21 protein-coding genes and 1 riboswitch are annotated in these 24038 nt (G+C 61.1%); of the genes, 12 read left to right on the top strand and 9 right to left on the bottom strand.

Going from position 1 to position 24038, the window contains the following annotated elements; genetic code table 11:
- The first annotated feature begins 35 nt into the window (after positions 1-35).
- A riboswitch (TPP riboswitch) is annotated at positions 36-170 on the top strand.
- 58 nt (positions 171-228) lie between these two features.
- Positions 229-1509, top strand: coding sequence for a phosphomethylpyrimidine synthase ThiC (gene thiC / locus HMPREF0326_RS07195; protein WP_008685438.1), 1281 nt, complete (start codon positions 229-231; stop codon positions 1507-1509).
- Between the two features lie 743 nt (positions 1510-2252).
- Here the strand turns inward: thiC and ahpC are convergent.
- Both ahpC and HMPREF0326_RS07185 read right to left on the bottom strand, forming a co-directional pair.
- A complete protein-coding gene (ahpC, locus tag HMPREF0326_RS07190) occupies positions 2253-2819 on the bottom strand; it encodes an alkyl hydroperoxide reductase subunit C (RefSeq protein WP_008685437.1) in 567 nt (188 codons plus the stop codon).
- Positions 2820-3106: 287 nt separating this feature from the next.
- A complete protein-coding gene (locus HMPREF0326_RS07185; protein WP_008685436.1) occupies positions 3107-4018 on the bottom strand; it encodes an EamA family transporter in 912 nt (303 codons plus the stop codon).
- A 414-nt stretch (positions 4019-4432) separates the two neighbouring features.
- Between HMPREF0326_RS07185 and HMPREF0326_RS07180 the strand changes: the two genes are divergently transcribed.
- Complete coding sequence (locus tag HMPREF0326_RS07180; protein WP_009303613.1) at positions 4433-4888, top strand: Fur family transcriptional regulator; 456 nt, start codon at positions 4433-4435, stop codon at positions 4886-4888.
- A 250-nt stretch (positions 4889-5138) separates the two neighbouring features.
- Positions 5139-5306, top strand: a complete 168-nt coding sequence (locus HMPREF0326_RS17185; protein WP_020990377.1) for a hypothetical protein — start codon at positions 5139-5141, stop codon at positions 5304-5306.
- Positions 5307-5566: 260 nt separating this feature from the next.
- Here HMPREF0326_RS17185 and HMPREF0326_RS07175 read toward each other — a convergent pair whose 3' ends face one another.
- The 5 genes from HMPREF0326_RS07175 to HMPREF0326_RS07155 form a co-directional block, all read right to left on the bottom strand.
- Positions 5567-5869, bottom strand: a complete 303-nt coding sequence (locus HMPREF0326_RS07175) for a Dabb family protein (RefSeq protein WP_008685433.1) — start codon at positions 5867-5869, stop codon at positions 5567-5569.
- 64 nt (positions 5870-5933) lie between these two features.
- Entirely contained in the window at positions 5934-8888 is a 2955-nt protein-coding gene (gene uvrA / locus HMPREF0326_RS07170; RefSeq protein ID WP_008685432.1) for an excinuclease ABC subunit UvrA, read from the bottom strand.
- 10 nt (positions 8889-8898) lie between these two features.
- The gene (locus HMPREF0326_RS07165) at positions 8899-10986 is read right to left on the bottom strand and encodes a methyl-accepting chemotaxis protein (RefSeq protein ID WP_008685431.1); all 2088 of its coding nucleotides are present in this window, start codon (positions 10984-10986) and stop codon (positions 8899-8901) included.
- A 9-nt stretch (positions 10987-10995) separates the two neighbouring features.
- A complete protein-coding gene (locus tag HMPREF0326_RS07160) occupies positions 10996-11466 on the bottom strand; it encodes a cytochrome c family protein (protein ID WP_008685430.1) in 471 nt (156 codons plus the stop codon).
- 270 nt (positions 11467-11736) lie between these two features.
- Positions 11737-13851 carry a methyl-accepting chemotaxis protein gene (locus HMPREF0326_RS07155; protein WP_020990375.1) on the bottom strand — a complete coding sequence of 705 codons (2115 nt, stop codon included), beginning with the start codon at positions 13849-13851 and terminating at the stop codon, positions 11737-11739.
- 473 nt (positions 13852-14324) lie between these two features.
- Here HMPREF0326_RS07155 and HMPREF0326_RS07150 point away from each other — a divergent pair, with 473 nt between their 5' ends.
- Positions 14325-14957 carry a hypothetical protein gene (locus tag HMPREF0326_RS07150; protein ID WP_008685428.1) on the top strand — a complete coding sequence of 211 codons (633 nt, stop codon included), beginning with the start codon at positions 14325-14327 and terminating at the stop codon, positions 14955-14957.
- Positions 14958-15084: 127 nt separating this feature from the next.
- On the opposite strand, the gene HMPREF0326_RS07145 is transcribed toward HMPREF0326_RS07150, so the two are convergent.
- Positions 15085-15675 carry a TrmH family RNA methyltransferase gene (locus HMPREF0326_RS07145; protein WP_020990374.1) on the bottom strand — a complete coding sequence of 197 codons (591 nt, stop codon included), beginning with the start codon at positions 15673-15675 and terminating at the stop codon, positions 15085-15087.
- A 267-nt stretch (positions 15676-15942) separates the two neighbouring features.
- On the opposite strand from HMPREF0326_RS07145, the gene HMPREF0326_RS07140 reads away from it, so the two are divergent.
- The 7 genes from HMPREF0326_RS07140 to HMPREF0326_RS17600 all read left to right on the top strand — a co-directional run bounded on the left by HMPREF0326_RS07140 (position 15943) and on the right by HMPREF0326_RS17600 (position 22198).
- On the top strand, positions 15943-17385 hold the full coding sequence (locus HMPREF0326_RS07140) for a sodium:proton antiporter (RefSeq protein ID WP_020990373.1): 1443 nt from the start codon (positions 15943-15945) through the stop codon (positions 17383-17385).
- 96 nt (positions 17386-17481) lie between these two features.
- A complete protein-coding gene (locus HMPREF0326_RS17490) occupies positions 17482-18114 on the top strand; it encodes a sugar O-acetyltransferase (RefSeq protein WP_009303607.1) in 633 nt (210 codons plus the stop codon).
- A 382-nt stretch (positions 18115-18496) separates the two neighbouring features.
- Positions 18497-19324: a phosphate ABC transporter substrate-binding protein gene (locus HMPREF0326_RS07130; RefSeq protein ID WP_008685418.1), complete on the top strand. Its 828-nt coding sequence runs from the start codon at positions 18497-18499 to the stop codon at positions 19322-19324.
- Positions 19311-20267 carry a PstC family ABC transporter permease gene (locus HMPREF0326_RS07125; protein WP_008685416.1) on the top strand — a complete coding sequence of 319 codons (957 nt, stop codon included), beginning with the start codon at positions 19311-19313 and terminating at the stop codon, positions 20265-20267. The genes HMPREF0326_RS07130 and HMPREF0326_RS07125 overlap by 14 nt, the downstream gene beginning before the upstream one ends.
- Positions 20261-21163, top strand: coding sequence for a PstA family ABC transporter permease (locus HMPREF0326_RS07120; RefSeq protein ID WP_008685414.1), 903 nt, complete (start codon positions 20261-20263; stop codon positions 21161-21163). Before HMPREF0326_RS07125 ends, HMPREF0326_RS07120 begins: the two co-directional genes overlap by 7 nt.
- Entirely contained in the window at positions 21160-21933 is a 774-nt protein-coding gene (locus HMPREF0326_RS07115; protein ID WP_008685412.1) for a phosphate ABC transporter ATP-binding protein, read from the top strand. Before HMPREF0326_RS07120 ends, HMPREF0326_RS07115 begins: the two co-directional genes overlap by 4 nt.
- A complete protein-coding gene (locus tag HMPREF0326_RS17600; RefSeq protein ID WP_084493620.1) occupies positions 21875-22198 on the top strand; it encodes an AraC family transcriptional regulator in 324 nt (107 codons plus the stop codon). Before HMPREF0326_RS07115 ends, HMPREF0326_RS17600 begins: the two co-directional genes overlap by 59 nt.
- Here HMPREF0326_RS17600 and HMPREF0326_RS07110 read toward each other — a convergent pair.
- Positions 22187-23386 carry an MFS transporter gene (locus HMPREF0326_RS07110; protein ID WP_008685411.1) on the bottom strand — a complete coding sequence of 400 codons (1200 nt, stop codon included), beginning with the start codon at positions 23384-23386 and terminating at the stop codon, positions 22187-22189. The genes HMPREF0326_RS17600 and HMPREF0326_RS07110 overlap by 12 nt on opposite strands.
- Positions 23387-23552: 166 nt before the next feature.
- Here HMPREF0326_RS07110 and HMPREF0326_RS07105 point away from each other — a divergent pair, with 166 nt between their 5' ends.
- Positions 23553-23900, top strand: coding sequence for a winged helix-turn-helix transcriptional regulator (locus HMPREF0326_RS07105; protein ID WP_008685409.1), 348 nt, complete (start codon positions 23553-23555; stop codon positions 23898-23900).
- Positions 23901-24038: the final 138 nt, after the last annotated feature.

Below are 24038 nucleotides of genomic sequence, written 5' to 3'. Positions count from 1 at the left end.
AGTCCTTTACAGCGCCACGGGGCCAAGCTATAGATGACGGGAGCTAGGGGAGCCGCGCGGGATGTGTTTTGCGAAAACACGTCCAGGGCGGCTGAGAGTGGGGAATCAGCCCCAGACCCTGTGAACCTGACGCAGTTCGCACTGCCGGAGGGAAGCTGCAGCCGCACCCGCTTTCCCCGCAGGTTGTGGCTTTTTTTTGCGCCCTGCGTCGCAACCCGCGAGGCACTCATGTCATCTTCGCTCTGCTCGAAAAACGCCGCCCTGCGCGGCCTGCTCGACCGGCATCTGGCCGCCCTGGCCCAGGAGGAGGGCCTGGCCCCCGAAGCCATCACCAGCGCCCTGGAAGAGGGCAGCATGGTGCTTCTGGGCAACCCGGCCCATGAGGGGCTCAGGCCCATCCTGGTGGGACAGCCCTCCCGGATCAAGGTCAACGCCAACCTCGGCACGTCGCCGCTCTGCAACTGCCCGGAAACCGAAAACCGCAAGATCAAGGCCGCCCTGGACGCCGGGGCCGACACGGTCATGGACCTGTCCATCGCCGGAGACCTGGACGCCATCCGCGAGGGCATGCTCAAGGCCTGCCCCCTGCCCCTGGGCACGGTGCCCATGTATGCCGTGGGCCAGCAGATCCTGGACGCCGAGCGCGACATCAGCAGCATGAAGCCGGACGACCTGTTCGCTGAAATCGAAAAACAGGCCCGCCAGGGCGTGGATTTCGTCACCGTGCACTGCGGACTTTCCCGGCGCGGCGCGGAACTGGCCGTCAAGGACAACCGCGTGCTGGGCATTGTTTCGCGCGGCGGCTCCATGCTGGCCCGCTGGATGCTGGAAAACAACCGTGAAAATCCGCTGCTGGAATATTTCGACCGCCTGCTGGACATCTGCCTGCCCTACAACGTCACCCTGTCCCTGGGCGACGGCCTGCGCCCCGGCGCGGGCGTGGACGCCGGCGACGCCGCCCAGTGGGAAGAAGTGATCAACCTGGGGCAGCTCGCCAAATACGCCCTGGAAAAGGGCGTGCAGTGCATGATCGAAGGTCCGGGCCATGTGCCCTTGAACCAGGTGCGCACCCAGATCCAGGGCATCAAGCGCCTGACCAACAACGCGCCCCTCTATGTGCTGGGGCCGCTGTGCTGCGACAGCGCGCCCGGCTATGACCACATCGCCGGGGCCATCGGCGGCGCTCTGGGCGTGGAAGCCGGTGTGGACTTTCTCTGCTATCTGACCCCGGCCGAGCATTTGACGCTGCCGGACGTGGACGACGTGCGCGCCGGGGTGATGGCCTCGCGCGTGGCCGCCCATGTGGGCGAAGTGGCCCTGGGCCGTCCCAGGGCCGTCGAACGCGAAGCCGCCATGAACGCGGCCCGCAAGGCTCTGGACTGGGAAGGCATGTCCAAAGCCGCCCTGGACCCGGCCCAGCTCGCCAAACGCCGCGAGGCCCACAAGAGCGAGGAAGTCTGCGCCATGTGCGGGAAGTTCTGCTCGGTGAAGATGCTGCGCGGCCATTAGGAGCTATTTCTAAATTGTCCTTTCGCCCTCTGACTGCGTTAGGCTCGCCCCGTGCGAAGGTCGAATATATTTGAATATACTCCCTTCGCCCAGGACTCGCCTTCCTTGGCAGAGAACGAAAATACTTATTTAGAAACAGCTCCTAGAGCGGATTCACGTTAAGAATGTACATTCTTAACGTTTAAAGACTCTCACTTCGGCGCTTAACAGCGCAAATAAATTGCATTTACGCCTTCGTGGCGGGCAATTTTAAAGTGAAATTGCTCCAGGGCCTGTTGCCACTACTGGGATTTTGTTTGCCGGCAAGGAGAACAAGCCTTTTATGAAAGGAGTGTACTCTTCTGGTACTCGCTTCAGCCGTTGCGACGAAGGAAGCTACGGATGAGGACAGCAATGAGTTACACAAAACTCCTCTCATCGAAATCACTGTCGCTATCCGTAACACAGCAGAGCTGTGAACGGCTAGCGCGACTGGAATAAAAGGCGAAGTTCGACAAAGCCAGCGGGCAAAAGAATGTAGTGTCAACATGCCCTAAGCTGAGCAAAATGATTAATGAGTAACGAAAAAGCCCGGCGTGATCTCTCACGCCGGGCTTTTTCGTTACACCATGCATCCGGCAGGCGTGATTTTTTGCTCGCCGTCAAGGCAAACAAGCGGCCCGGCGCGGGAACGCAGCTTACTACGTGACCAAACCGGGCCGCGCTGTTTAACGCCGCCAGCGACAAAAAGGCGCGTCTGCCGCCTACAGTTTGCCCACCAGATCCAGACCGGGCTTCAAGGTCGCCGCGCCGGGCTTCCACTTGGCCGGGCAGACCTGGTCGCCGTGCTCGGCGACGAATTGCGCGGCTTCCAGCTTGCGCACCAGTTCGTCGGCATTGCGGCCGATGCCCAGGTCATGCACCTCATAGGCTTTGATTTCGCCCTGGGGGTTGATGATGAAAGTGCCGCGCAGGGCCTGGCCCGTCTCTTCAATGTACACCCCGAAAAAGCGGGAAAGCCAGGTGGCGCTGTCCGAAAGCATGAGATAGCGGATCTTGGCGATGCTTTTGGAGGCGTCGGCCCAGGCTTTGTGCACATAGGCGCTGTCCGTGGACACGGAGTAAATTTCGCAATTCAGTTTCCGGAACTGGTCGTAATGGTCGGAAAGGTCTTCCAGTTCCGTGGGGCAGACAAAAGTGAAGTCCGCCGGATAGAAGAAAATGACCGACCAATGCCCCTGCAGATCCGTATCGCTGACATCCTTCAACTCGCCGTTGTGAAAGGCCTGGACGGTGAAGGGTTCCACTTTCTTATTAATCAGACTTTCCATGATACTTTCCTTTATCCTTATAGTGAAGAAGCGCGGCTCGCTTCCGTTGTTGAGGACTTCTGAACTCGGCCCCTTGACTTAATGAAAATGATATTCATTTCTTATTAGTTTTGTCAAGCCTTCATGCCGGGTCAGACCTGAAAGAATTGTACACCGGACGCTTTCCACCGGCAAGACGCGAAATACTCGGGGAAATCCCGCGAAAAAATGCGGTTTCCACGGGGCCGGGAGCAGCCGCCCTCTCTCGCGGTCGCGGGGCAGTTGCCCATTTTCAATCTGAACATATTCTATTTATTGTGCTTGTGCCAAAGCACGAAAAAAACCGAGCCCACTGTCAGGCAACAGGCCAGGATCATACGGCCTGAAATAGTTTCTCCGCCCAGCCACCAGCCGAGAAAAATGCCGATGACCGGCACCACATACTCATAGGAGACGGCAGTGGCGATGGAAACATGGGTCAGCAGCCAGAAATAGCTGGAATAGGCGATGATGGAGCCGCCGATGGTCATCCAGGCGAAGGCCAGCACAACTTCGGGCCGCAGGTTTTCCCAACGGGTCATGGCCGCCTCGCCGCAGGCAAAGCCCAGCAGCAGGCTTTCCAGGCCGCCGATAAGCAGCAGCAGGCCGCAGGCCTGCAAGGCCGAAAGCCGGGTGGACAGGGGAAAACGCCGTGTCAGCAGAGAACCGGTCACCCAGCCCAAGGTAGCCCCGAAAACCCAAAAAATGCCGCCCAGGCTGCTCTGCTCCGCGCCGGAACCGGCCTGGCTGAAGCCCAGCAGAGCCAGGCCGCACAGGCCACCGGCCAGTCCCAGCCACTGCATGGCCGAAGGGCGCTGCTCGCCGCCGAACAGCCAGGCTCCCACCAGCATGGAAATAGGCGTGGAACCGGTAACCACGGCGGCCACGCCGGAAGAAATGTACTCCTGCCCCTTGCCCAGAAAGCCGCTGGCCATCAAGACCATGAACACGGCAAGCCAGCAGGCGTGCCGCCAGTCGGCGCGCGAGGGGCGTTGCCAGCGGCCCGTGCAGGCGATGGCCGCGCAGAGCAGCAGCCCGGCCAGAAACATGCGCGAACCGCAGGCCAGAAAAGGTCCCAGCACTTCCAGGGTGAATTCAAAGCCGATATAGGTGGAACCCCAGGAAATATAAACCAGAAAGAGGTTGAGCAGAATTTTCAGACTCAGAGGGGAAAGGCGCACGGCGGAACTCCTTGACGCTCGGGCATTCCCGCATTCCGCACGGGAAAGCGCGGGGGACGCCGTGCGCCGCCGGTTTTCAGAGGGGCGGCGCGGGCTGGACAACCTTCGCCCCCGGCGCGGGGGCCGTCGGGAAGAGGCATTCCCAGGCGCTGCTGCCTTTATGTTCAATACGTTGCGCGGTAACTGCCGCCGTGCATCGACGCGGGCTTCGATCGGCGGGGAAGGACCGGCTTTCGCCGCTTCCCCGGCGCACATCCACACGGGCCCGGCGGCGGTTCGCTTTTTCCAAGTTGAAGTGCTCTATCCAGGCGGATATCTTCTGTCAAGCCGCCGGAGCAAAGGCGGCCCGATCCGGCCGCGCGGGCCACTTGGCAGAAAGGCACACCCCGTGCTAAAAGATTATGGGGGTTGGTTATGTCCAAACAAAACAACGCGTCCCTGGCGGACTTCCTGGACTTCATGAGCCGCAAGGGGCTGAACACCACATCCCAGCGACGCGTCATTGCCGAAGCGTTTTTTGAACTCCCCGGCCACCATTCGCTGGAAGAGTTCTATCAATATATTCTGGGACGCGATCCGGGCATCGGACAGACCACGGTCTACCGTACGCTCAAGTTGCTCTGCGACGCCGGGCTGGCCACGGAAATCCATTTCAGCGACGGCATCACCCGCTATGAAGTGGCCCGGCCCGACAGCCACCACGACCACATTGTCTGCCTCTCCTGCGGCAAAATCGTGGAAATCTGCGATCAGCGCATTGAAAAACTGCAGCGCGAACTGGCGGAAAAGCACGGGTTCAGCCTGAACGGCCATGTGCATAATCTCTATGGCCTGTGCGCGGACTGCCGCGCCGCTGAAAGCAAGGACTGAATACGGCCCGGCCTGATCCACCGTGTGAACGGCTCAGGCCGCTTCGGGTGGTGGACAGCCCTGCCGGTTACGGGTCTTTTTTATAGGGTCGCAACGAACTTGACATTCATTTTCATAATAGCCATACTTCAGTCGTGACGGAAAGGCGGCGTCCCACACATCCGCGCTCCTGCCCGTCTGTTCCCACCCGACTCCGCAGGCTCCGCATCCCGGCACGCCTGCACGGGCAAGTCAAGCAAAGGTGAAACTCATGGATATGCAATTGCTGCTGATCATTATCTGCGTGGCTGCCGCGCTTTTTTTCATCGGCCGCCGTTTCTACCGCTGCCTGCGTAAAGGACAGTGCTCCTGCGGCTGCGAAAACGACGGCAAAAAAAACGGCTGCCAGGGCGGCTGCTCCAGCCATAAATTGCCCTGACCCCTATCCAGCGGTACCTCCTCCACTCCCACAGGACAGCAAAGCCTCCCGCTTTTACAGGCGGGAGGCTTTCGGCATTAGAGCGTTTTGCTATTGAAAATATCCCAACGCTCTGTGCGGATTTTCCGTGAAAATCCGTACCGCGAAAGTATCGCAAGGCGAATTTACTTCGCCGTTACACAATAATTTTAAGCGCAAAAAGCTCTACAGTGCCCGCCATGCTAGGGAAAGGCGGGATGGAATGATCTGTCCGAAAAGGCTTACACGGCGTAATCCAGCGCCTGGCGCGAGGCGCTGACGGCCTTGACCAGCCTGCCGAACTCCAGATGGACGGGATGCTCGGCATAGGCCTTCAGCCCGGCCATGTCGTCATGCAGAGATTGCAGCACCACCTGCACGGGCACTGTGCTCGTGGGCTGAATTTCATAGGAAACCTCCACGGAACGCACCGAGGGGATGCCGCTGAGCGGGGCCGAGGCCTCTTTGATGCGCCGGGCGTTTTCCGCCGCCGTATGCCCGTCCGCCTCGTCCTGAAGCGTCCACCAGACGATATGCCGGATCATGCTTTTCTCCTTGGTTGGATGCCGCGCCGCAGTCTTGCGGCCCTGCCTTTCAGAAATCAGCGCCTCAATTCTTGCGGCGCTTGAGCCGGTCCGTGCGCTCCTGCATCAGGAAGCGCCCGGTCACGGACTCGGGATCGGCCACAATGGCCTCGGGCGTGCCCGCCGAAACAATCAGCCCGCCGTTTTCGCCGCCGCCGGGGCCCATGTCCAGCACGTGGTCCGAGGCCAGGATCATGTCCGTATTGTGCTCAATGACCACCACGCTGGCCCCCTTGTCCACCAGGGCGTGCAGCACCTTGATCAGCTTGCCCACCTCATGCATGTGCAGGCCGGTGGTGGGTTCGTCCAGAATGTACATGGTGCCGGGCAGGGAGCGCTTGCCCAGCTCGCGCGAGATCTTGATGCGCTGGGCCTCGCCGCCGGACAGCGTGGTGGCGGGCTGGCCCAGGCGCAGATATTCCAGTCCCACTTCCTCCAGCACGGCCAGCCGTCGCTCCAGGCCGGGATAGTTCTCAAAAAGCTGCCGGGCCTGGCGCACGGTAAGGTCCAGCACTTCCGCGATGTTCAGCCCCTTGTAGCGCACTTCCAGGGTTTCATGATTGTAACGTTTGCCCTTGCAGACGTCGCAGGTCACATAGACGTCGGGCAGAAAGTGCATTTCCACCCGGATCTGGCCGTCGCCGCCGCAGGCCTCGCAACGGCCGCCGCGCACGTTGAAGCTGAAGCGTCCCGGCTTGTAGCCGCGCTTGCGCGCGTCCTGGGTCATGGAAAAGATGTTGCGGATCTCGTCGAAGATCTTGGTGTAGGTGGCCGGATTGGAGCGCGGCGTGCGGCCGATAGGCGTCTGGTCAATGGCCACGATGCGCTCCACGGGCGCTCCGTCGCCCTCATAGCTCAAGCCCCCGATGGCGCCGGGCTGGTCCACGCGCAGGCCCAGGTTCAGGGCCAGATGCTTGTAGAGCGTGTCCACCACCAGCGAACTCTTGCCCGAGCCGGACACGCCGGTCACGCAGGTCAGCACGCCCAAGGGGATGCGGCAGTCAATGCCGCGCAGATTGTTGGTGGTCACGTTATGCAGCACGATTTCGCCCTGGGGCTCGCGCCGGGCGTCGGGCAGGGGAATGGATTCGTCCCCGCGCAGATAGCGGGCCGTCAACGTGTCGGCCTTGCCCAGCAGATCGTCCACCGGGCCCTGGAACATCAGCTCCCCGCCCTGCGAGCCGGAGCCGGGCCCCAGTTCGATGACCGTGTCCGCCGCGCAGATGGTGGCCTCGTCGTGCTCCACCACCAGCACGGTATTGCCGCGCGCCTGGAGGGAACGCAGGGTGCCCAGCAGGCGTTCGTTGTCGCGCGGGTGCAGGCCGATGGAGGGCTCGTCCAGCACATAGGTCACGCCCACCAGGCCCGAGCCCAGTTGCGAGGCCAGACGAATGCGCTGGGCTTCGCCGCCGGACAGCGTGCTCATGGAGCGGCCCAGAGAGATATATTCCAGGCCCACGTTGCGCATGAAGGAGAGACGGAAGGTCAGTTCCTTGAGCAGGGGTTCGGCAATCAGGGCATGGCGGCCTGTGAAGCTCCGCTTTTCCAGCCATTCCAGGCCCCGCTCCACGGAAAGCGCGCAGAACTGGGCGATGTTCAGATCGTCCACGCGCACTGACAAGGCCTCGGCATTGAGGCGCGCGCCCTTGCAGTCCGGGCAGTCCATGGACTGGCGGAAGCGGGCCAGCACTTCCCGCCAGGCTTCGCCGTACTGCATGCCCTTTTCCAGCAGGGGAATGACGCCGGGCCAGCGCTTGTCGCTCACGGCCAACGCGCTCTGGGCTTGCTGGGCCTCCGCGAAATGCTCGCTCTGGTAATCGCCCGCCGCGCCCAGGGCCACATTGCCGCCCATCCAGTTGCGGCGCAGGCCCAGGGAGCCGGCGGCGGGCTTGCCGTGCTCGTCCTCGCCGTAGAACAGGGCGGCCAGAGCCGCGTCCGAAAACAGATCCAAAGGCGTGGATAATGTGAACTTGAAACGTTTGCCCAGAGCCTTGAGCGCCGTTTCGTAGCGGCTGAACATCTTGTCCGTGGCCCAGGGCAGCAGCGCGCCGGTATTCAGCGAAAGGCCCCGGTTGGGCGCGATGAGGCGCGGCTCGAAATAGTCCACGCTGCCCAGGCCCACGCAACGCGGGCAGGCCCCCTGCGGGCCGTTGAAGGAAAAAAGCTGCGGGCTGGGCGCGGGCAGGGAAATATGACAGTGCGGGCAGACCGAGGTAGTGGAATGGACGGTGTCGCGTTCGGCCTCGGGCCTGTCCGGTTCGTGCAACACGAGACGACCTTCGCCGTAGCGCAGGGCCAGTTCCACAGAGTCGGCCAGCCGACCCCGGATGCCCTCCTTGTTCACCAGGCGGTCCACCACCAGATCGATGCTGTGCTTCTTGTTCTTGTCCAGGGCGGGCACGTCGTCCAGGGTGCAAAACGCGCCGTCCACGCGCACCCTGGCAAAGCCTTCGGCCTTGAGCTTCTTGAACTTGTCCAGGTGGGTGCCCTTCTGCAATTCCACCAGCGGGGCCAGGACCATGAATTTGGTCCCCTGCGGCAGGGCCAGAATGTCGCCGATGATCTCGTCGGCGGCGCGGGCCTCGATGGGGCGGCCGCACTGCGGGCAGTACATGCGGCCCAGGCGCGCGAAAAAGACGCGTAAAAAGTCGTGAATCTCCGTCACCGTGCCCACAGTGGAACGGGGATTGCGCGAAACGCTCTGCTGCTCCAGGGAAATGGCCGGGGAAAGGCCCTCGATCTTCTCCACGTCCGGCTTGTCCATCTGGGGCAGGAACTGCCGGGCGTAGGCCGAAAGGGATTCCACATAGCGGCGCTGGCCCTCGGCGTAGACGATGTCGAAGGCCAGGGTGGATTTGCCCGAGCCGGACGGCCCGCAGACCACCACCAGTTCGTCGCGGGGGATGTCCAGGCTGATGTTTTTGAGATTGTGCTGGCGGGCCTTTTCAATATGGATGCGGGGCTTGTTGTCCGTTTTCATGGAGTGTTATCTAAGCAGCTCCGGAGCTCTTGGCAAGGCGTGATTTTTCGGAGCCCGCCGCGCCCTCTTCCCCGGCATCGCGCATGCCTTCGATGATGGCGTCCAGTTCCCGAGCCAGGCGGCTCAATTCGGCCACGGCCTCAGCCGAGGCGCTCATGTTGCGCGCGGTTTCGTCCGAGAGCGCGTTGATTCTGTCCACCGTCTCGGAAACCTCGCGGCTGGTTTCACACTGGCCGTCGGCGGCCGAGGCAATGGCCCGCATGCCTTCGGCCGTGCGCGCGGCCATCTGCCGGATGCGCTCCAGCGCCTCCCCGGACTGCCCGGCCCGGCGGCTGGACTCGCTCATGACATTCACCATTTGCTCCGTGGTCTTGCCGTTTCCGCTGACGCTCCGCTGGATTTCCTCCACGGCCCGGGTGACCTGCCCGGTGGCCTGCATGGTCTTTTCGGCCAGTTTGCGCACCTCGTCGGCCACCACGGCGAAACCGCGCCCGGCCTCGCCCGCGCGCGCCGCCTCAATGGCCGCGTTGAGCGCCAGCAGGTTGGTCTGGTCCGCCACTTCCTCGATAAGCGTGATGACCTGCGAAATGCTTTCGGCCTTTTGGCCCAGCTCGCGCATGTTTTCAGCCAGGACCGAAGTTTCTTGCGCGGCCCGGTTGATGCCGCCGGTAACGCCCTCCACAATGCGCACGCCCTCATCAGCCTCCTGCCGGGTGCTCTCGGCGGTGCGGGCCGTATCCCCGGCCGAAGCCGAGACACGCCCGGCCTCCTCGGCCACGGCGCGCATGGCCCCGGCGGAACGAGCGGAGGCCGCGTCCTGCTCCTGGGCCATCCGGCTGGTGGCGTCGATCTGCTCGGAAATCCGGGCGGCCGCGCCGGCCAGCCTGCCGGAAACCACGCTCGCGGCCTGGGCAACCTGCGCAATGCGTTCGTTCTGCACGCGGATGATCTCACGCTGCCGCACGGACTCGGTGACGTCGGTCATCAGGGTGAAGGCGCCCAGCAGCTTGCCGTCCACATCCAGCAGGCGTGCGGCGTTGACCAGCACATGGCGCGTCCGGCCGCCCACCGTGAAGGTATAAGGCTCGTCCTCAATGTCGGCATTGTTCAGAAGCACCTTTTTGGTATTGGTCATTCTGTCGGGATCATTGAAAAAGGCCTCGCCGCGCAGCCGTCCCTTGTAGTCCTCGGGCCGCCCCTTGAGGTTGTAGATGTCCACAGCCCGCTGATTCATGAAGGAGATGCGGTCATCGGTATCCGTAATCACGCAGGGCAGGCCCATGCCCCGAAGGAGCCCCTGGGAAAAGCCCAGTTCGGTTTTGAGGTGGGCGATCATGGCGGCCAGGCTGTCTCGCAGGCTGCGCAGCTCAAGACAGTTGGGCACGGGGAAGGGCGCGTCGAAATCGCCTCCGGCCACCTTGCCGGAAGCCGCGGCCAGTTCCGCCACGGGCCGGACCACGGTGCGGCGCAGAAAAAGCAGCAACGCGGCGATGAGCAGACACATGCCCGCCAGAGACAAGGCAATGTTGCTGAGCGTGCGCGATTTCAGGTCGTTGATGGTCGGGGTGACATCCTTGGACACCACCAGAGTGCCCAGAATGGCTTTGGACGCGCCGTGGCAGTGATGACAATCCTTGCCGTTGGGAATGCTGGAAACGATCAGGAAGCGACTGAAGCCGTCCGCTTCCACCAGACGGCCGACCTTGAGGGGCGCGCGCAGGGAGTCGGCGGCCAGTTGCCGCGCTTCCGGCGTCCGCAGGCGTTCCCGCAACGGCGCGCGCACGGCCGAGGCATCCGTGGCATAGGTGATCTCGCCGTTGAAGCCCGCCAGATAGACGGACACGTTCTTGTAATTATCCGCCAGAAGGCGCACGACCTCGCGAGTTTCCGCGTCATTGCCCCGCTTCATGGGGGCTTCCACAAGCCTTGCCAGCAGCTCGGCGTCCAGACGGGTGGAGGATTCCAGACTGCTCAGAGTGGCGTTGCGGTTCTGGATACTGTTGAAGACGATCAGGCAGCCGAAGACGACTACGGCCGTGATCACGACCAGCAAAGCGCATTTGCGGACCAACGGCATATTCCGGGTGGAGAAAAGCATGCTGTTCTCCTAATGTGCTCCGCTATGGATCAGCGGCTTGAAGTTGAAGGCTTTGACGCGGCTTTCATTGTGACAGGCGAGGCAATCCTCGTGACGCGGCGTGCGCCGGATGACGGCGGGGTCACCACTTTCGGCATGCGCCGCTCCCGGACCGTGGCAGGTTTCACAGCCCACATCCGCAAGATGCGGCGTGGACTGATAGTCCACAAAGCCGCCCTTGCCGTAGCCTGTGCTGTGGCAGGCGTAGCAGCCCCGCAGCTCTTCCGCCGTCAGCTTGGGAGCCATGGCGCTGATGTGTTTCCAGGTGCCGGCCTTCTTGGAATATTTCCGGAACGTCTCATACTCCTCAGCATGGCACTCGGCGCATTTCCGGGAACCCACATAAGGACCGGCGGCGTTGATGGCTCCCGCGCTGGCCGGAACAGACGTCAGCATGCAGACGGCGACAGCGAGACACAGTAGGCAAAGGCGCATATGCATTCCCCCCATGCATAGAGGATAACGGCGCGGAGCTGTGAAATCCCCGTCGACCGGGACGGCGGTGAAGAGCGCCGGAGCCGGAGCCCGGCACGCGAAGGCGGACTTCAGAAGCAGCTTACCGTTTTCAAAACAGAATGGTGTCGCGTCAAGCGGCACATGCCGCAAACCCGTCAGGAGTTGCGCGCCGCCCCGGGCGGCTAGCCACAGCGGAAACCACGCTTTTTTCGAAGTCGTTTTCGAAGTCGTTGCGGAAGCGGGAGCGTCGCGGGATCAGCGATGCTCTTCGTCCTGGAGATCCCGCACCAGGCTCCCCAGCAGGCGTGTCTGTTCCAGCAGATCCCTGACGGCTTTGGCGGAATGGTCCATGCCCGCCGTATTTTCCACAGCAATGCGGTTGACTCCGGTCACACTTCTGCTGATGTTTTCACTGCTCGCGGCCTGCTGCTCGGAGGCGGCGGCAATGGAACGGATCTGTTCGCTGGTCTTGTCCGACAGGGCCACGATCTCGCGCAGGGCTTCGTCGGACTGATGGGTCAAATCCGTAGTCCGGCTCATGCCTTCCACGGTCTGATCCACAGTGGCGATATTATGGGCCGCGTCCCGCTGAATGCCGGAGAGCACCTCGGCCACTTCCCTGGTGGCGGCCATGGTCTTTTCGGCCAGCTTGCGCACCTCGTCGGCCACCACGGCAAAGCCGCGCCCGGCCTCGCCCGCGCGGGCAGCCTCAATGGCGGCGTTGAGCGCCAGCAGATTGGTCTGGTCCGCGATATCCGTAATCACGTTGAGCACCTTGTCGATGTCCCGTACGCGCAGGCCCAGGCGGGTCATGGATTCCTTGAGTTCTTCGGTGTGGCGCAGCACCCTGGTGATATTTTCGGCCACTTCCGCCACGCTGGCCGAGCCCTGTTGGGCCTGCTTTCCGGCAACTTCAGCGGTTTCGGCGGCGGCCGAGCTGTTTTGGGCCACCCCGTGCACCGTGGCGCTCATTTCCTCCATGGCAACGGCTACCTCGCCCAGTCGCGCGGACTGTTCCTTGGCTCCCTTGTCGGACTGCTCGATCTGGCTGGAGATGCTCTGGGTGGCGGCGGACATGGCCGCCACGGCCGAGGCGATGCGTTCCGCCGCCAGAGCCATGCCGTCCTGGCGGCGCTCTGCCAGGGCACGGGCCTCCTCGGCCGCGGTCGTCGAGGCCTGGGCCCGTTCGGCCTCGCGCTGCGCGGATTCCGCCGCCGCGTCGGCTTTTGCCAACGTTTCCCGGATGGAGACGACCATGGTCTGCAACGCCCTGCCGAGCACGCCGAATTCGTCCTTGCGGACCATCTGCAATTCGGCGTCCAACTCTCCGGCGGCCACTTTCTGGGCAAAAGTCACGGAGCGGCGCAGCGGTCTGGTGACGTTGCCGACCAGGCTGCGGGCCAGCAGCAGCGTGCACAGGATCACCGCCAGGGTCACGCCCAGCGAAATATACAGACTTTGCCGGGTCGCATCGCTCAGCGCGTCCGCCGTCCGCTCCAGATCGCGCGCGGCGGCGGCCTCCACCTCGTAAAGGGCGTCGATATAGGCTGTGGAGGCCGCGAACCAGGCCTTGGCGTCGCCGCTGAGCCGAGGTTCGTCCTGGCTCTCGTAGGCTTCCCGGCGGAAGGTTTCCACCTTCTCCAGCAGAGGCGGCACCTTTTGCGCATAGACCCGCGCCAGTGCTTCGTCCCGCTCCAGAAAATCCTGAAGATAGGCCCGCTGCAAGGCGACATGTTCGATCCAGTCGCGGTACAGAAGTTTATTGAAACGCCGGGACGACAGCGCCACATTCAGCGTGGCCCGCTCCTGCCCGGCGAATTCCTTGGCATAGATGAGATTAAGGAAATTCACCGCCCGCGCGTAGAGCCCGACATCCAGATACCGGTCCAGCACGCCCCGGAGAATATCCTCCATATGGAGGATGAGGCCAGAGTACACGGCGATGGCCTCGGACGGGGCGATATTATAATCGTCGATGCGCGAGCGCAGATCTTTCAGGGATGCAAGTTTTTCCGTCAGCGGGGCGAATTGGGCATTGACCGCGGCCGTGGGATTGGCCGCGCTGAAAACAGCCATTTTTTCGGCCATGGCCTGCCGGGCTGCCTCGGTCTGTTTGCGCTGACCCGGCAATTCCTCGGCATAGGCTCCCCGCCGGGCCACAAAACCGGCGGACAAACCGCGTTCTTTCTGGAGCTCATGGATCAGGGCGCTGCCCGCCGAGGAAAGGTCCACCACGCTTACCGCCATGGCCATGGCGCGCACGGTTTGGTATTTTTCCAGAGCATTTCCGGCGGCCAGGGCGATCAGCGCGGCCACGGGCAGAATAAGCAGGACAAAAAGCTTGGCGCGGACACTGATGTTTTTCAACATGACTTCCCCACCAGAAAGAAATAAAATGTTTATGTATTTTCAGTCTTACATAGGACCATTAAAAAAATCAAGCACAAGCCGCATATTCATCCAGACATGCAACATATTGCAATAACTATTAATGTATTTATTCTTATACCGGACAGATTTTATCAATTTTCATTCAGCAAACACCATGGCGTTGCACACAACAGCGACCATACACATCAAATCAAAATATTCCCGCTCCGCAACAAATCCCCAGCCGTTCACTACGCTCCGCCGCCACGCCGGAATTATCGGATGCCGTTATGCCGTAACCCTTCCCTTTTCTTTACGGACGTTTTGCCGAAGAGTTTATCTATACATGTGCGTGGATATAAGATACGGCCCAAATCCGCAGGGGCACATGGACAAGCGGACGTAAAATCGGTAAAAAAAATTTTACGGGCCTGAAACAGGTCCGCCCGGCCCCGGCCGGAAGGGGGATAGCTATGCACCAGTATATACGGATATACGCGCTGCTGGCCCTGCTTGCCGTGACACTGCCCGCCACGGCCCAGGCGGAGGACAACGGCATGACGGCCAGGGGCATTTTCACCCTGCTGCCCGCCAGCATTTTTGAGAATACGGCTGAAGGCCTTTCCGACGCGGAAAAGCAGCAACTGCTGGCCGAAGGCCATACGGAATTCTGGGAAGTCGCCGGAGAGACCGAAGACGTGATTGTTTTCGCGGCCCTGCCCTTCCGGGACAGCGCCGTAGCCCTGCGACTCTTCCGTAATACGGCGGACGGCTCGGTGGAGGCGGCCATCGGCACCTTGGGCGGTCCCATCTGCACCATGGAATTATGGCGGGTGGACGCTTCGGGCCGTATGGTGCCCATCGACACCCCGCCGGAACCGGACATCAGGGATTTTCTGGACCAGGGGCAGAAGTTGCCGCCGGACATCAATCCCACGGTGCTGATCTGCCTGGGCCTGGGCGGGCTCAAGGCCGAACCCGTCTTCTGGAACAGCTCGGGCATGGCCCATGTGCCCCTGGCCAACGAGGTCAGCTTTCAATGGAACGGCAAGGCCTTTGAGAAGCAGGTGACTCCGCGCAAGGAACAGAGCGGGGAACGCCCCTGATCCGGGACCAGAGCATTTCAAAGGCGATCTGTTCCGGTTTGATGAGCCGCGCCGCATGCGGCGCGGCTTTCAGTTCGTCCGCAAAGAACAGGCCGCCGCAAATCCCCGCCAATCATGCGGCAAAGCGCTACTTCTTCAACCATTCCTCCAGCTTGGCCTCCAGCTCGGCCTCGCTCAGCCGAGAGGAATCGTACATTCCGGCGCCCTCGCGCTGGCGCGCGGCTTCGGCCAGAATGATGGCCGCGGCCACGGAGACGTTGAAGCTCTGGATCATGCCGTACATGGGGATGTAAAGCTGGCCGTCGGCCAGGGAAAGCAGCTCCTCCTCAACGCCGCTGTGCTCATTGCCCATGATCACCGCCGTGGGACGGATGAAATCCCAGTCCCGCAAAGGCCGGGCCGTTTCCGAGCAGGAGGTCGCCAGCACCTGAAAACCCTGGCCGCGCAGAGTGCGCATCAGATCCGCGCTGTTCTTGTGACGCTCGCTTTCCACCCACTTGCGGGCCGAAGCCGAGGTTTTGCGGCCCAGCGTCGGAAACGGGGTGTTCGTATAATAGAGATGCACTTTGGACAGGCCGAAGGCGTCGCAGGAGCGGTAAATGGCCGAAACGTTGTGCGGATCGTGGATGTTGGCCAGCACCAGGGTCAGATCGTTCTGGCGGTGACGCAGCACTTCAAGCAGGCGCGCCCTGCGCCTGGGAGTGGGTTCCTTGGGCATGCTGATGACTTCCTTACTCATGTGTACTTCTGCAACAGGCCTGCGCGCAGCGAAAAAATACGGCTCTTGCTTTACCGCCGCAGGCGGCGTGCCCCGCACGCTGCGAATGACATGGCGGCAGCGATGCAAATGCTTGTGAAAGGTGTGTCAGAAAAAACTTTTTCAGGCAAGCGCATTGCCAAGGGTGTGGATTTAGCCTAAAAAAACGGAAAATATCTGTTTTTTTCGCGGCCCGGGGCCGCGACATTTTCCATTCAGGAGTGCCCAATGTCAAAACTCTGGTCTTTGTCTCTGACCCTGGTTACGGCCCTGTTCTCGGCCCTGGTTCTGCCCGGCGCGGCCCTGGCCGCCGCGGGACATCCCACCATCCCCGGATCCGAGCTCTCGGCCGTCTGGGTCATTCCCTTCGCCTGCATGCTGCTTTCCATCGCCATCATGCCGCTGGCCCTGCCGCACTTCTGGGAACACCATTTCGGTAAAATCGCCGTCTTCTGGGGTCTGGCCTTTCTGGTGCCCTGTCTCCTCGTTTACGGCTTCAATGTGGCTTTGTACGAATTTCTGCATATCATTCTGCTGGACTACATCCCCTTCATCGTCCTGTTGTTCGCGCTGTTCACCGTGGCCGGCGGCGTGCGTCTCAAAGGCTCGCTGGTGGGCACGCCCGTGGTGAACACTCTCCTGCTGGCCGTGGGCACCGTCCTGGCAAGCTGGATGGGCACCACCGGCGCGGCCATGCTGCTGATCCGCCCCCTGCTGCGCGCCAACGCCCACCGCAAATACCGCGTGCATTCCGTGGTCTTTTTCATCTTCCTGGTAGCCAATATCGGCGGCTCCCTGACCCCGCTGGGCGACCCGCCGCTCTTCCTGGGCTTCCTCAAGGGCGTCAGCTTCTTCTGGACCACCACCCATCTTTTCCTGAAGACTCTCTGCCTCTCCGTGGCCCTGCTGGCGATCTTCTTTGTGCTGGACACGGTGCTTTTCAACAAGGAAGGCCGCCCCACCCCGCCGCATGATCCCGATGCCGCGGAAGAGAAACTCGGCCTGGACGGCAAGATCAACCTGCTCTTCCTGCTGGGCGTGGTGCTGGCGGTGCTGGCCTCGGGCATGCTGCCGCTGGGCACCTGGATCGAAATCTTCGGCGTGCCCGTGGAAGGCCAGAACCTGCTGCGCGACATCGTGCTGCTCTGCGTGGCCGGTCTTTCCTGGAAGTTCACCAGCCGCCGCTGCCGCGAGCTCAACGGCTTTTCCTGGGCGCCCATTGAGGAAGTGGCCAAGCTCTTCTTCGGCATCTTCCTGAGCATGATCCCGGCCATCGCCATTCTGCGCGCCGGTACGGACGGCGCCTTGTCCTCCCTGATCCAGATGGTTTCCACCCCGGACGGCCAGCCGGTCAACGCCATGTATTTCTGGCTCACCGGCGCGCTGTCGAGCTTCCTGGACAATGCGCCCACCTACCTGGTCTTCTTCAACACCGCCGGCGGCGACGCCGTTCACCTGATGAACGACATGTCCAACACCCTGATCGCCATTTCGGCGGGCGCGGTGTTCATGGGCGCCAATACCTACATCGGCAACGCGCCCAACTTCATGGTCCGTTCCATCGCGGAAAACCAGGGCGTGCGCATGCCCAGCTTCTTCGGCTACATGGCCTGGTCCGTGGGCATTCTGATCCCGCTGTTCGCCCTGCTGACCTGGGTTTTCTTCATCTAAGCCGGATAAGCTTTTCACCAGTTCAAAAAAACGGCAGGCCGCAAGCCTGCCGTTTTTTTGAGGCACGCTCCCCGCGCGGACAAAGGAGAACTGGTCATGAACCACAAGGAACGCATGCTGGCGGGCCTGCCCTACAAGGCCTGGCTGGACGGGCTGAGCGAAGAACGCCGGGCCTGCCGAGAAAAAATTTTTCGCTATAATCATCTGCCGCCCGACCGGGAAGGCGAACGGGACGCGCTGCTCCGCGAGATTCTCGGCGCATGCGGCAGGCATGTGCGCATCGAAGGGCCGTTTTACTGCGATTACGGCTATAATATCGTCGTGGGCGAAAACTTTTTCGCCAATTACAATTTCACGGTGCTGGACGTGGCCAGGGTCAGCATCGGCCGCTACGCCATGATTGCGCCCAATGTGGCTATTTATACGGCCGGGCACCCCCTGCATCCCGCATCCCGGAATTCGGGCTATGAATACGGCAGGCCCGTCACCATCGGCGACAATGTCTGGATCGGGGGCAATACGGTGGTCAATCCCGGCGTGCGCGTGGGCGACAATGTGGTGATCGGCTCCGGCAGCGTGGTGACCAGGGACATTCCGGACAATGCCCTGGCCGTCGGCAATCCCTGCCGCGTGCTGCGGTTTGTCACCGAGGCCGACCGCTGCTGTTATTTCAAGGATTGCCGCTTTGACGTGGACGACTATGAACACCCCTTTAACGCGGAGGAATGACCCGCGGCAGCGTCGGAAGCTACAATGTCCGCGTTCCCGCATGCCTTGACTCCCGGTTCAGGTCTGCGTACAGAGATTCAATGCTTGCATGCCGGAAATATTCACGCGAAATCTCGCTGAAATGCCAGCGTCTCAGGATTCTGAAGGACGCGGAGGGCATGCGTGCGCGTACCGGCGCCACCTGACCGGCCGTTGGGTGGGGCTGGATGTCTCCCTTCATCCCTTAGCGGCCGAGCTTTCTTTCTCTTTCATGGCCGCATCAGGCATGACGCGGCTCCTTCTCCCTCCTGCAACGGCTCAGTGACGCCGCACTTGCGGCAATGGCCTGGTTCGGACACAGCTCCGGATCGTGTCGCTCACACGGCAAAACAGGAGAACTCTCATGCATCGTTGTCTTATGGCGCTGGCCTGCCTGGCTTTCAGCGCTTCCACGGTTCTGGCCGCCGGTCCTCTGGACGCTTTCAACGGCCTGAAAGGCAACCTCGACATCGCGGGAGGCACCGCCCATATCCCGGTGATGAAGGGCGCGGCCAAACAGATCATGGCGGCCAATCCGGACATCCGCATCACTGTGGCCGGGGGCGGCTCAGGCGTAGGCGTGCAGAAAGCGGGCGAGGGCCTAGCCCAGATCGGCAACACGGGCCGGGCGCTCAAGGAGTCCGAAATCAAGAAATACGGGCTGGTCAGCTTTCCCTTTGCCATCGATGGCGTGGCGGTGGCCGTCAATCCAAAAAATCCGGTCTCCGGACTGAGCAAAGCCCAACTCAAAGATATCTTTGCCGGTAAGATCACCAACTGGAAAGCCGTGGGTGGGGCTGACGCGCCCATTTCGCTTTACGTGCGCGAGGACGGCAGCGGAACCCGCGAAACCTTCGAGGAACGCGCTCTGGACAAGGGAAGTTCCTCTGCCGGGGCCAACGTGGTCAATTCCAACGGGGCCATGAAAACCGCCATTGCCCAGGATCCCAACGCCGTGGGCTATGTGGGCATCGGACATCTGGACCCGAGCATCAAAGGCCTGGACGTGGACGGCATGAAGCCTTCCCAGGAAAACGCCGCCAAGGGTACCTACACCGTGACCCGGCTGCTGTATATGAACACCAAGGGCGAGCCCGAGGGGCTGACCAAAGCCTTTGTGGACTATATCTACTCGCCCGCGGGCAAAGAGATCGTGTCCGGGGCCGGTTATATTCCCTATGAGAAAAAATAAGGACGCTGACGGCCCGGCGGCAGGAGAAGATCTGATCTTCACGGCCGCCGGGCCGACCGCACATCAGAGCGAACCGGGCGACCGGGCGGGCCTGGGCACACGGCTGGCCGCGATCCTGGCCGTCGGCGCGGTGTCCTTGCTCTTCGTCATGATTCTGGCGGCCGCCCTGCCCGCATTGATTCAGCCGGGACCGGGAAGCCCCCTGGACTGGGTCTGGCAGCCCTACCAGGGGCATTTCGGCATTTTGCCCATGTGCCTGGGATCTCTGGCCCTGGCGGGCTCTGCCCTGATCATCGGCTGGCCCTTGGCGCTGGGCTTGTGCTGCTGGCTGCTCACCGAAGAGGCCCGCGCCGCGCGCCCCCTGGTGAAGCTGACAGGAACACTGATCCGCTTTATGACCACCATTCCCACCGTGGTCTATGGCTTTGCGGCCGTGTTCCTGCTGACGCCCTTGGTGCGCACGGCTTTGGGCGGTACGGGCATGTGCCTGCTCTCCGCCGGAATCATGCTCACCCTTCTGATTCTTCCCACCATGGTTCTGGTGCTGGAAGCCGGGCTCGGCCCCCGCCTGGAACGGCTTTGCCCCTGGGGGCAGGCGCTGGGCTTTTCCCGCCTGGACCTACTGCGCTTTTTTGTGCTTCCGAAAGCCCGGCGTAACCTGACGGCCGCGGCTGTTCTGGGTTTCGGCCGCGCCGTGGGCGACACTCTTATCCCGCTTATGCTGGCAGGCAATGCCACGCAAGTTCCCGGCGGCCTGACCGAAAGCCTGCGTACGCTTACCGCGCACATGGCGTTGGTCACGGCCAACGAAGTGGGCGGCGCGGCGTATAATTCCCTCTTTGTGGCCGGTCTGATTCTCCTGCTGGTCAACGGCGGGGTAAGCCTGGCCTTGCGCCGCCTGGAGACGGACGCGCGCCGCGGCAAGGAAATGCGGTCATGCTGATCCGCCGGGCGCCCTCCCTTGCTCCGTCCGGCGCTTTTTTCCGCTGGGCATTGCGCACATGCGCCCTGCTTCTGATCCTGGGAACAGGCACTTTGCTGGCCTTTCTGCTTTTCAAAGGGCTGCCCACATTGGGCGCGCGGCTTTTTTTCGGGGATGTCCCGGCCCTGGACGCGCTGCTGGGGCGCCAAGCCGTCTGGGACGGGCTCTGGCCCGCCTGCGCGGGTACGGCCTGCCTGGTGGGCCTTACCGTACTGCTGGCTGTTTTCCCCGGCGTGGGCTGCGGCCTGTATCTGGCCGAATTCGCGCCGAAACGTCAGGCCGCCCGCATCCGCCTGGCTATGGATGTACTGGCCGGAACGCCTTCCATCGTCATGGGGCTGTTCGGCTTTACGCTGATTCTCTTTCTGCGCAAGACCTTCCAGACGGAAGCGAACACGTCGTTGTTTCTGGCCGCCGCCTGCCTGGCATTGCTGGTGCTGCCCGTACTGGTGACCACCACGTGCGAAGCCCTGGAGGCCGTTCCCAAAAGCCTGAGAACTACCGCCACAGCTCTGGGCTTCACCAGGCGGCAGGCCGCGCGCCACATTCTGCTTCCCGCCGTTGTTCCGGGCATCCGGGGCGGCGTGATTCTCGCCCTGGGCCGGGCCGCCGAGGACACGGCCGTCATCATGCTTACAGGCGTCGTAGCCAATGCGGGCCTGCCCGCGGGCTTATGGGGCAAGTTTGAAGCCCTGCCTTTTTCCATCTTTTACACGGCGGCCCAATACCAAAGTCAGGAAGAGCTGCTCCGGGGCTTTGGCGCGGCCCTGGTTCTGCTTATGCTGGCCTCGGGCCTGCTGTTCTGCGCCCGTCTGCTGGAAAACCGCTTTCACCGACGCTGGCGGGGGGAATCATGAAAATTGCCGCGCGCATTCATGCGCTGTGCGTTTCCTTCAACAAACGGCAAATCTTGCACAATGTGGCTTTTTGCGCCCCGGCCGCCGGGATTACGGTACTGGCCGGGCGTTCCGGCTCGGGCAAGACGACCCTGCTGCGGGCCTTGAACCGCCTTAATGAAACGTTTCCCCACAGCCAAACCACCGGCCGGGTGGAACTGGACCTGGGAAACGGCCTGGAGGCCATCTATGAGGCGTCCGGCCAAGACGGGGAACGGGCGTGTCCTCGCCCCTTGAGCGAACTCCGCCGCCGGGTGGGCATGGTTTTTCAGACGCCCAATGTCCTGCCGGTCAGCGTGGCCCGGAACCTTGCCCTTCCCCTGCAGGTGGTGGCGGGCGTTCCGGCTCCGGAAATACAGAGACGTATGCAGCGGGCTCTCGTTGACGTGCGCCTGTGGGATGAGGTGGCCGACCGGCTGGATATTCCGGCGGAACGTTTGTCCGGCGGCCAGCAGCAGCGCCTTTGCCTGGCCAGGGCTCTGGCGCTGGAGCCCGCCGTGCTTTTGCTGGACGAGCCTACGGCCTCGCTCGACGTACACGCCGCCACCGGTATTGAGGATCTTTTGCTGCGGCTGGCAAAGCGCTATCCGCTGATTGTGGTTTCGCACAGTCCGGAGCAGGCGGTGCGACTGGCCACACGCCTGGTGGTGCTGCATCAGGGCCAGGTACTGCATGTGCTGGAAAAGGGGGAGATCCAGGCCCGAGAGCTGGCCGGTCTGCTGGCGAAGTGAGGACGGAAGGGGTGCAAACTCGCCGGAATGCAAAAGACCCCCCCCGCTATGGTCTGACCCCTGTCAAGTAGACAGGGGTCAGACCATAGCGGGGGGGGGTCTACATACAAATAAATCGCTTGTTCTTTTGAACAATACGACCTTATCCATAAATGAGATTGCTTTAATGCTGGGTTATTCCAATAGTAGTAATTTTCATAAGGATTTTAAAGAATACTACCAGCTATCTCCCAGAGAATATGTGAAGAACAGATTACAAGTGTAAGCCTTCACCACGCATGCGTTTGAGTATCGCTGCCAGGGCCACAATGCACACGCCTATGAGCGCAAGCGGGGACAAGGCCCAGCGAAGGTTCAGGCTTTCCGACAACACCCCAATCATTGGTGGGGCAATGAGCAAGCCGAAGTAGCTGATAGACGCCACAAATGAAATGGATACTTGGGCCGAAAATTTGTCCGATTTACCCGCAAGGCTGAAACAGAGCGGCACGATGGACGCCATGCCGAAACCCACCAGAGCGAAACCGAAGGTGGCAGATGCCAGAGACGGAAAGAGCAAGGCCAGCGAGAGTCCAAGCGCGACGCACAGACCGCTCATTTGCAATACAAAAACCACGTTGAAACGATTCACCAGTGAATCCGCCGTCAAGCGACCGATGACCATAGCTGTCAGGCACGCCACATATCCCACGCGAACCAGCTCTTCTTGTACATTCAAAATCTGCGCGAAGTAAACCGCAGTCCAGTCATACATAGCGCCTTCGATGGCGAAGCTGCCGAATGCAATGATTCCCAACAAAGCAAGATACATGTCTGGATGTATTTTTGACGGATTATGGTTTTCCTTTCGGTTTCCTTTGCCCACTTTCCTCGGCATAATAGAGCGCAACATGATCGCCAGAGTCAAAAGCGCGTAGCAGTATATCACCATAAAGTGCGCCAACGGCGATACCCCCAAGGGAGCGATGATCGCTCCGACAATGCCGCCGATTACGCCTCCGACGCTCCACATTCCATGAAAGGTGCCCATGATGCTTCTGCCGTAGAGAGCCTCCACGCCAGCAGCCTGCGCGTTGAGAGATATATTGAGAATATTGTTGGCAAATCCAAAAAAGGCCAGAGCGGCGAACAGCCATAAACGGCTGGGAGCAAGGCTTAGTGTAACCAAGGCCAGCGGCATGATGCACATGCCCCCTATGATGGCATGGCGACTGCCGAAGCGACCGATGAGCCATGCTGCGGGAGTTATGGCAAGAAGCTGCCCCAGCGGCGCGCCGAAGAGTATGCCGCCAAGTTCCGCGTCCGAAAGAGCCAACGAATTTTTTATGTCAGGAATGCGTATGGCCCATGAGGAAAAAAGTATCCCCATAACAAAGAAAAAATTCATAAGCGCCAGCCGATAGAAGGATTTTGGTCTGGAGGGCAAGAGCACGGAAGGTATGAGCATGTTCATGACATCTGAGCCTGATAGTTAGGCTTTTCAATTGACAATAGTTCTCATGGCTTGTCAGTGGAGGGGGGCGTGTAAGGCGCGGGGCTTGATGCCAGATGTAATTTTGAATATGCATTATGTAAAGTATGCACATTTACTTCATGTACTTACCTTTTGGAGAGTGTCTATGAGCATGGAAGAATATGTCCCCACAGGAACCCCTGTAGCTGAAACCAATTTCGGCTACACGCTTTCTCTCATCGGTGGGAAGTACAAGATGATAATTTTGTTCTGGCTGGCGGATAAAGGCGTCATGCGCCATAATCAGATCAAAAAGGTCATAGGCACCATTTCATTCAAGACGCTGAGTCTTATGCTCAAGGAATTGGAAAAGGACGAATTGATTATCAGAAAAGAATACCCGCAAGTTCCACCCAAGGTTGAATACAGTCTCACCGAGCGAGGCGAGTCCATTATTCCGCTGCTCAATGCCATGTGTTCATGGGGCGAGCAACACAGGCCACCCCGTGGATAGGCTGATGTATTTGGCTTGGGCAGCTCTTGGGAACAGGTGTATTTTGAAATCTTGTAATAGCCTTATATCTTATTCCCCATACATTCATCTCTCCCACGCGGGCGGGAGGGCGGGAACCAGGCACGGCGGTTTCCCGCC

The organism is Desulfovibrio sp. 3_1_syn3, assembly GCF_000145315.2.
Classification (GTDB): Bacteria; Desulfobacterota; Desulfovibrionia; order Desulfovibrionales; family Desulfovibrionaceae; genus Desulfovibrio; species Desulfovibrio fairfieldensis.
Note: the sequence above shows the minus strand (reverse complement) of the source record. Positions and strands in the feature narration are given on the sequence as shown.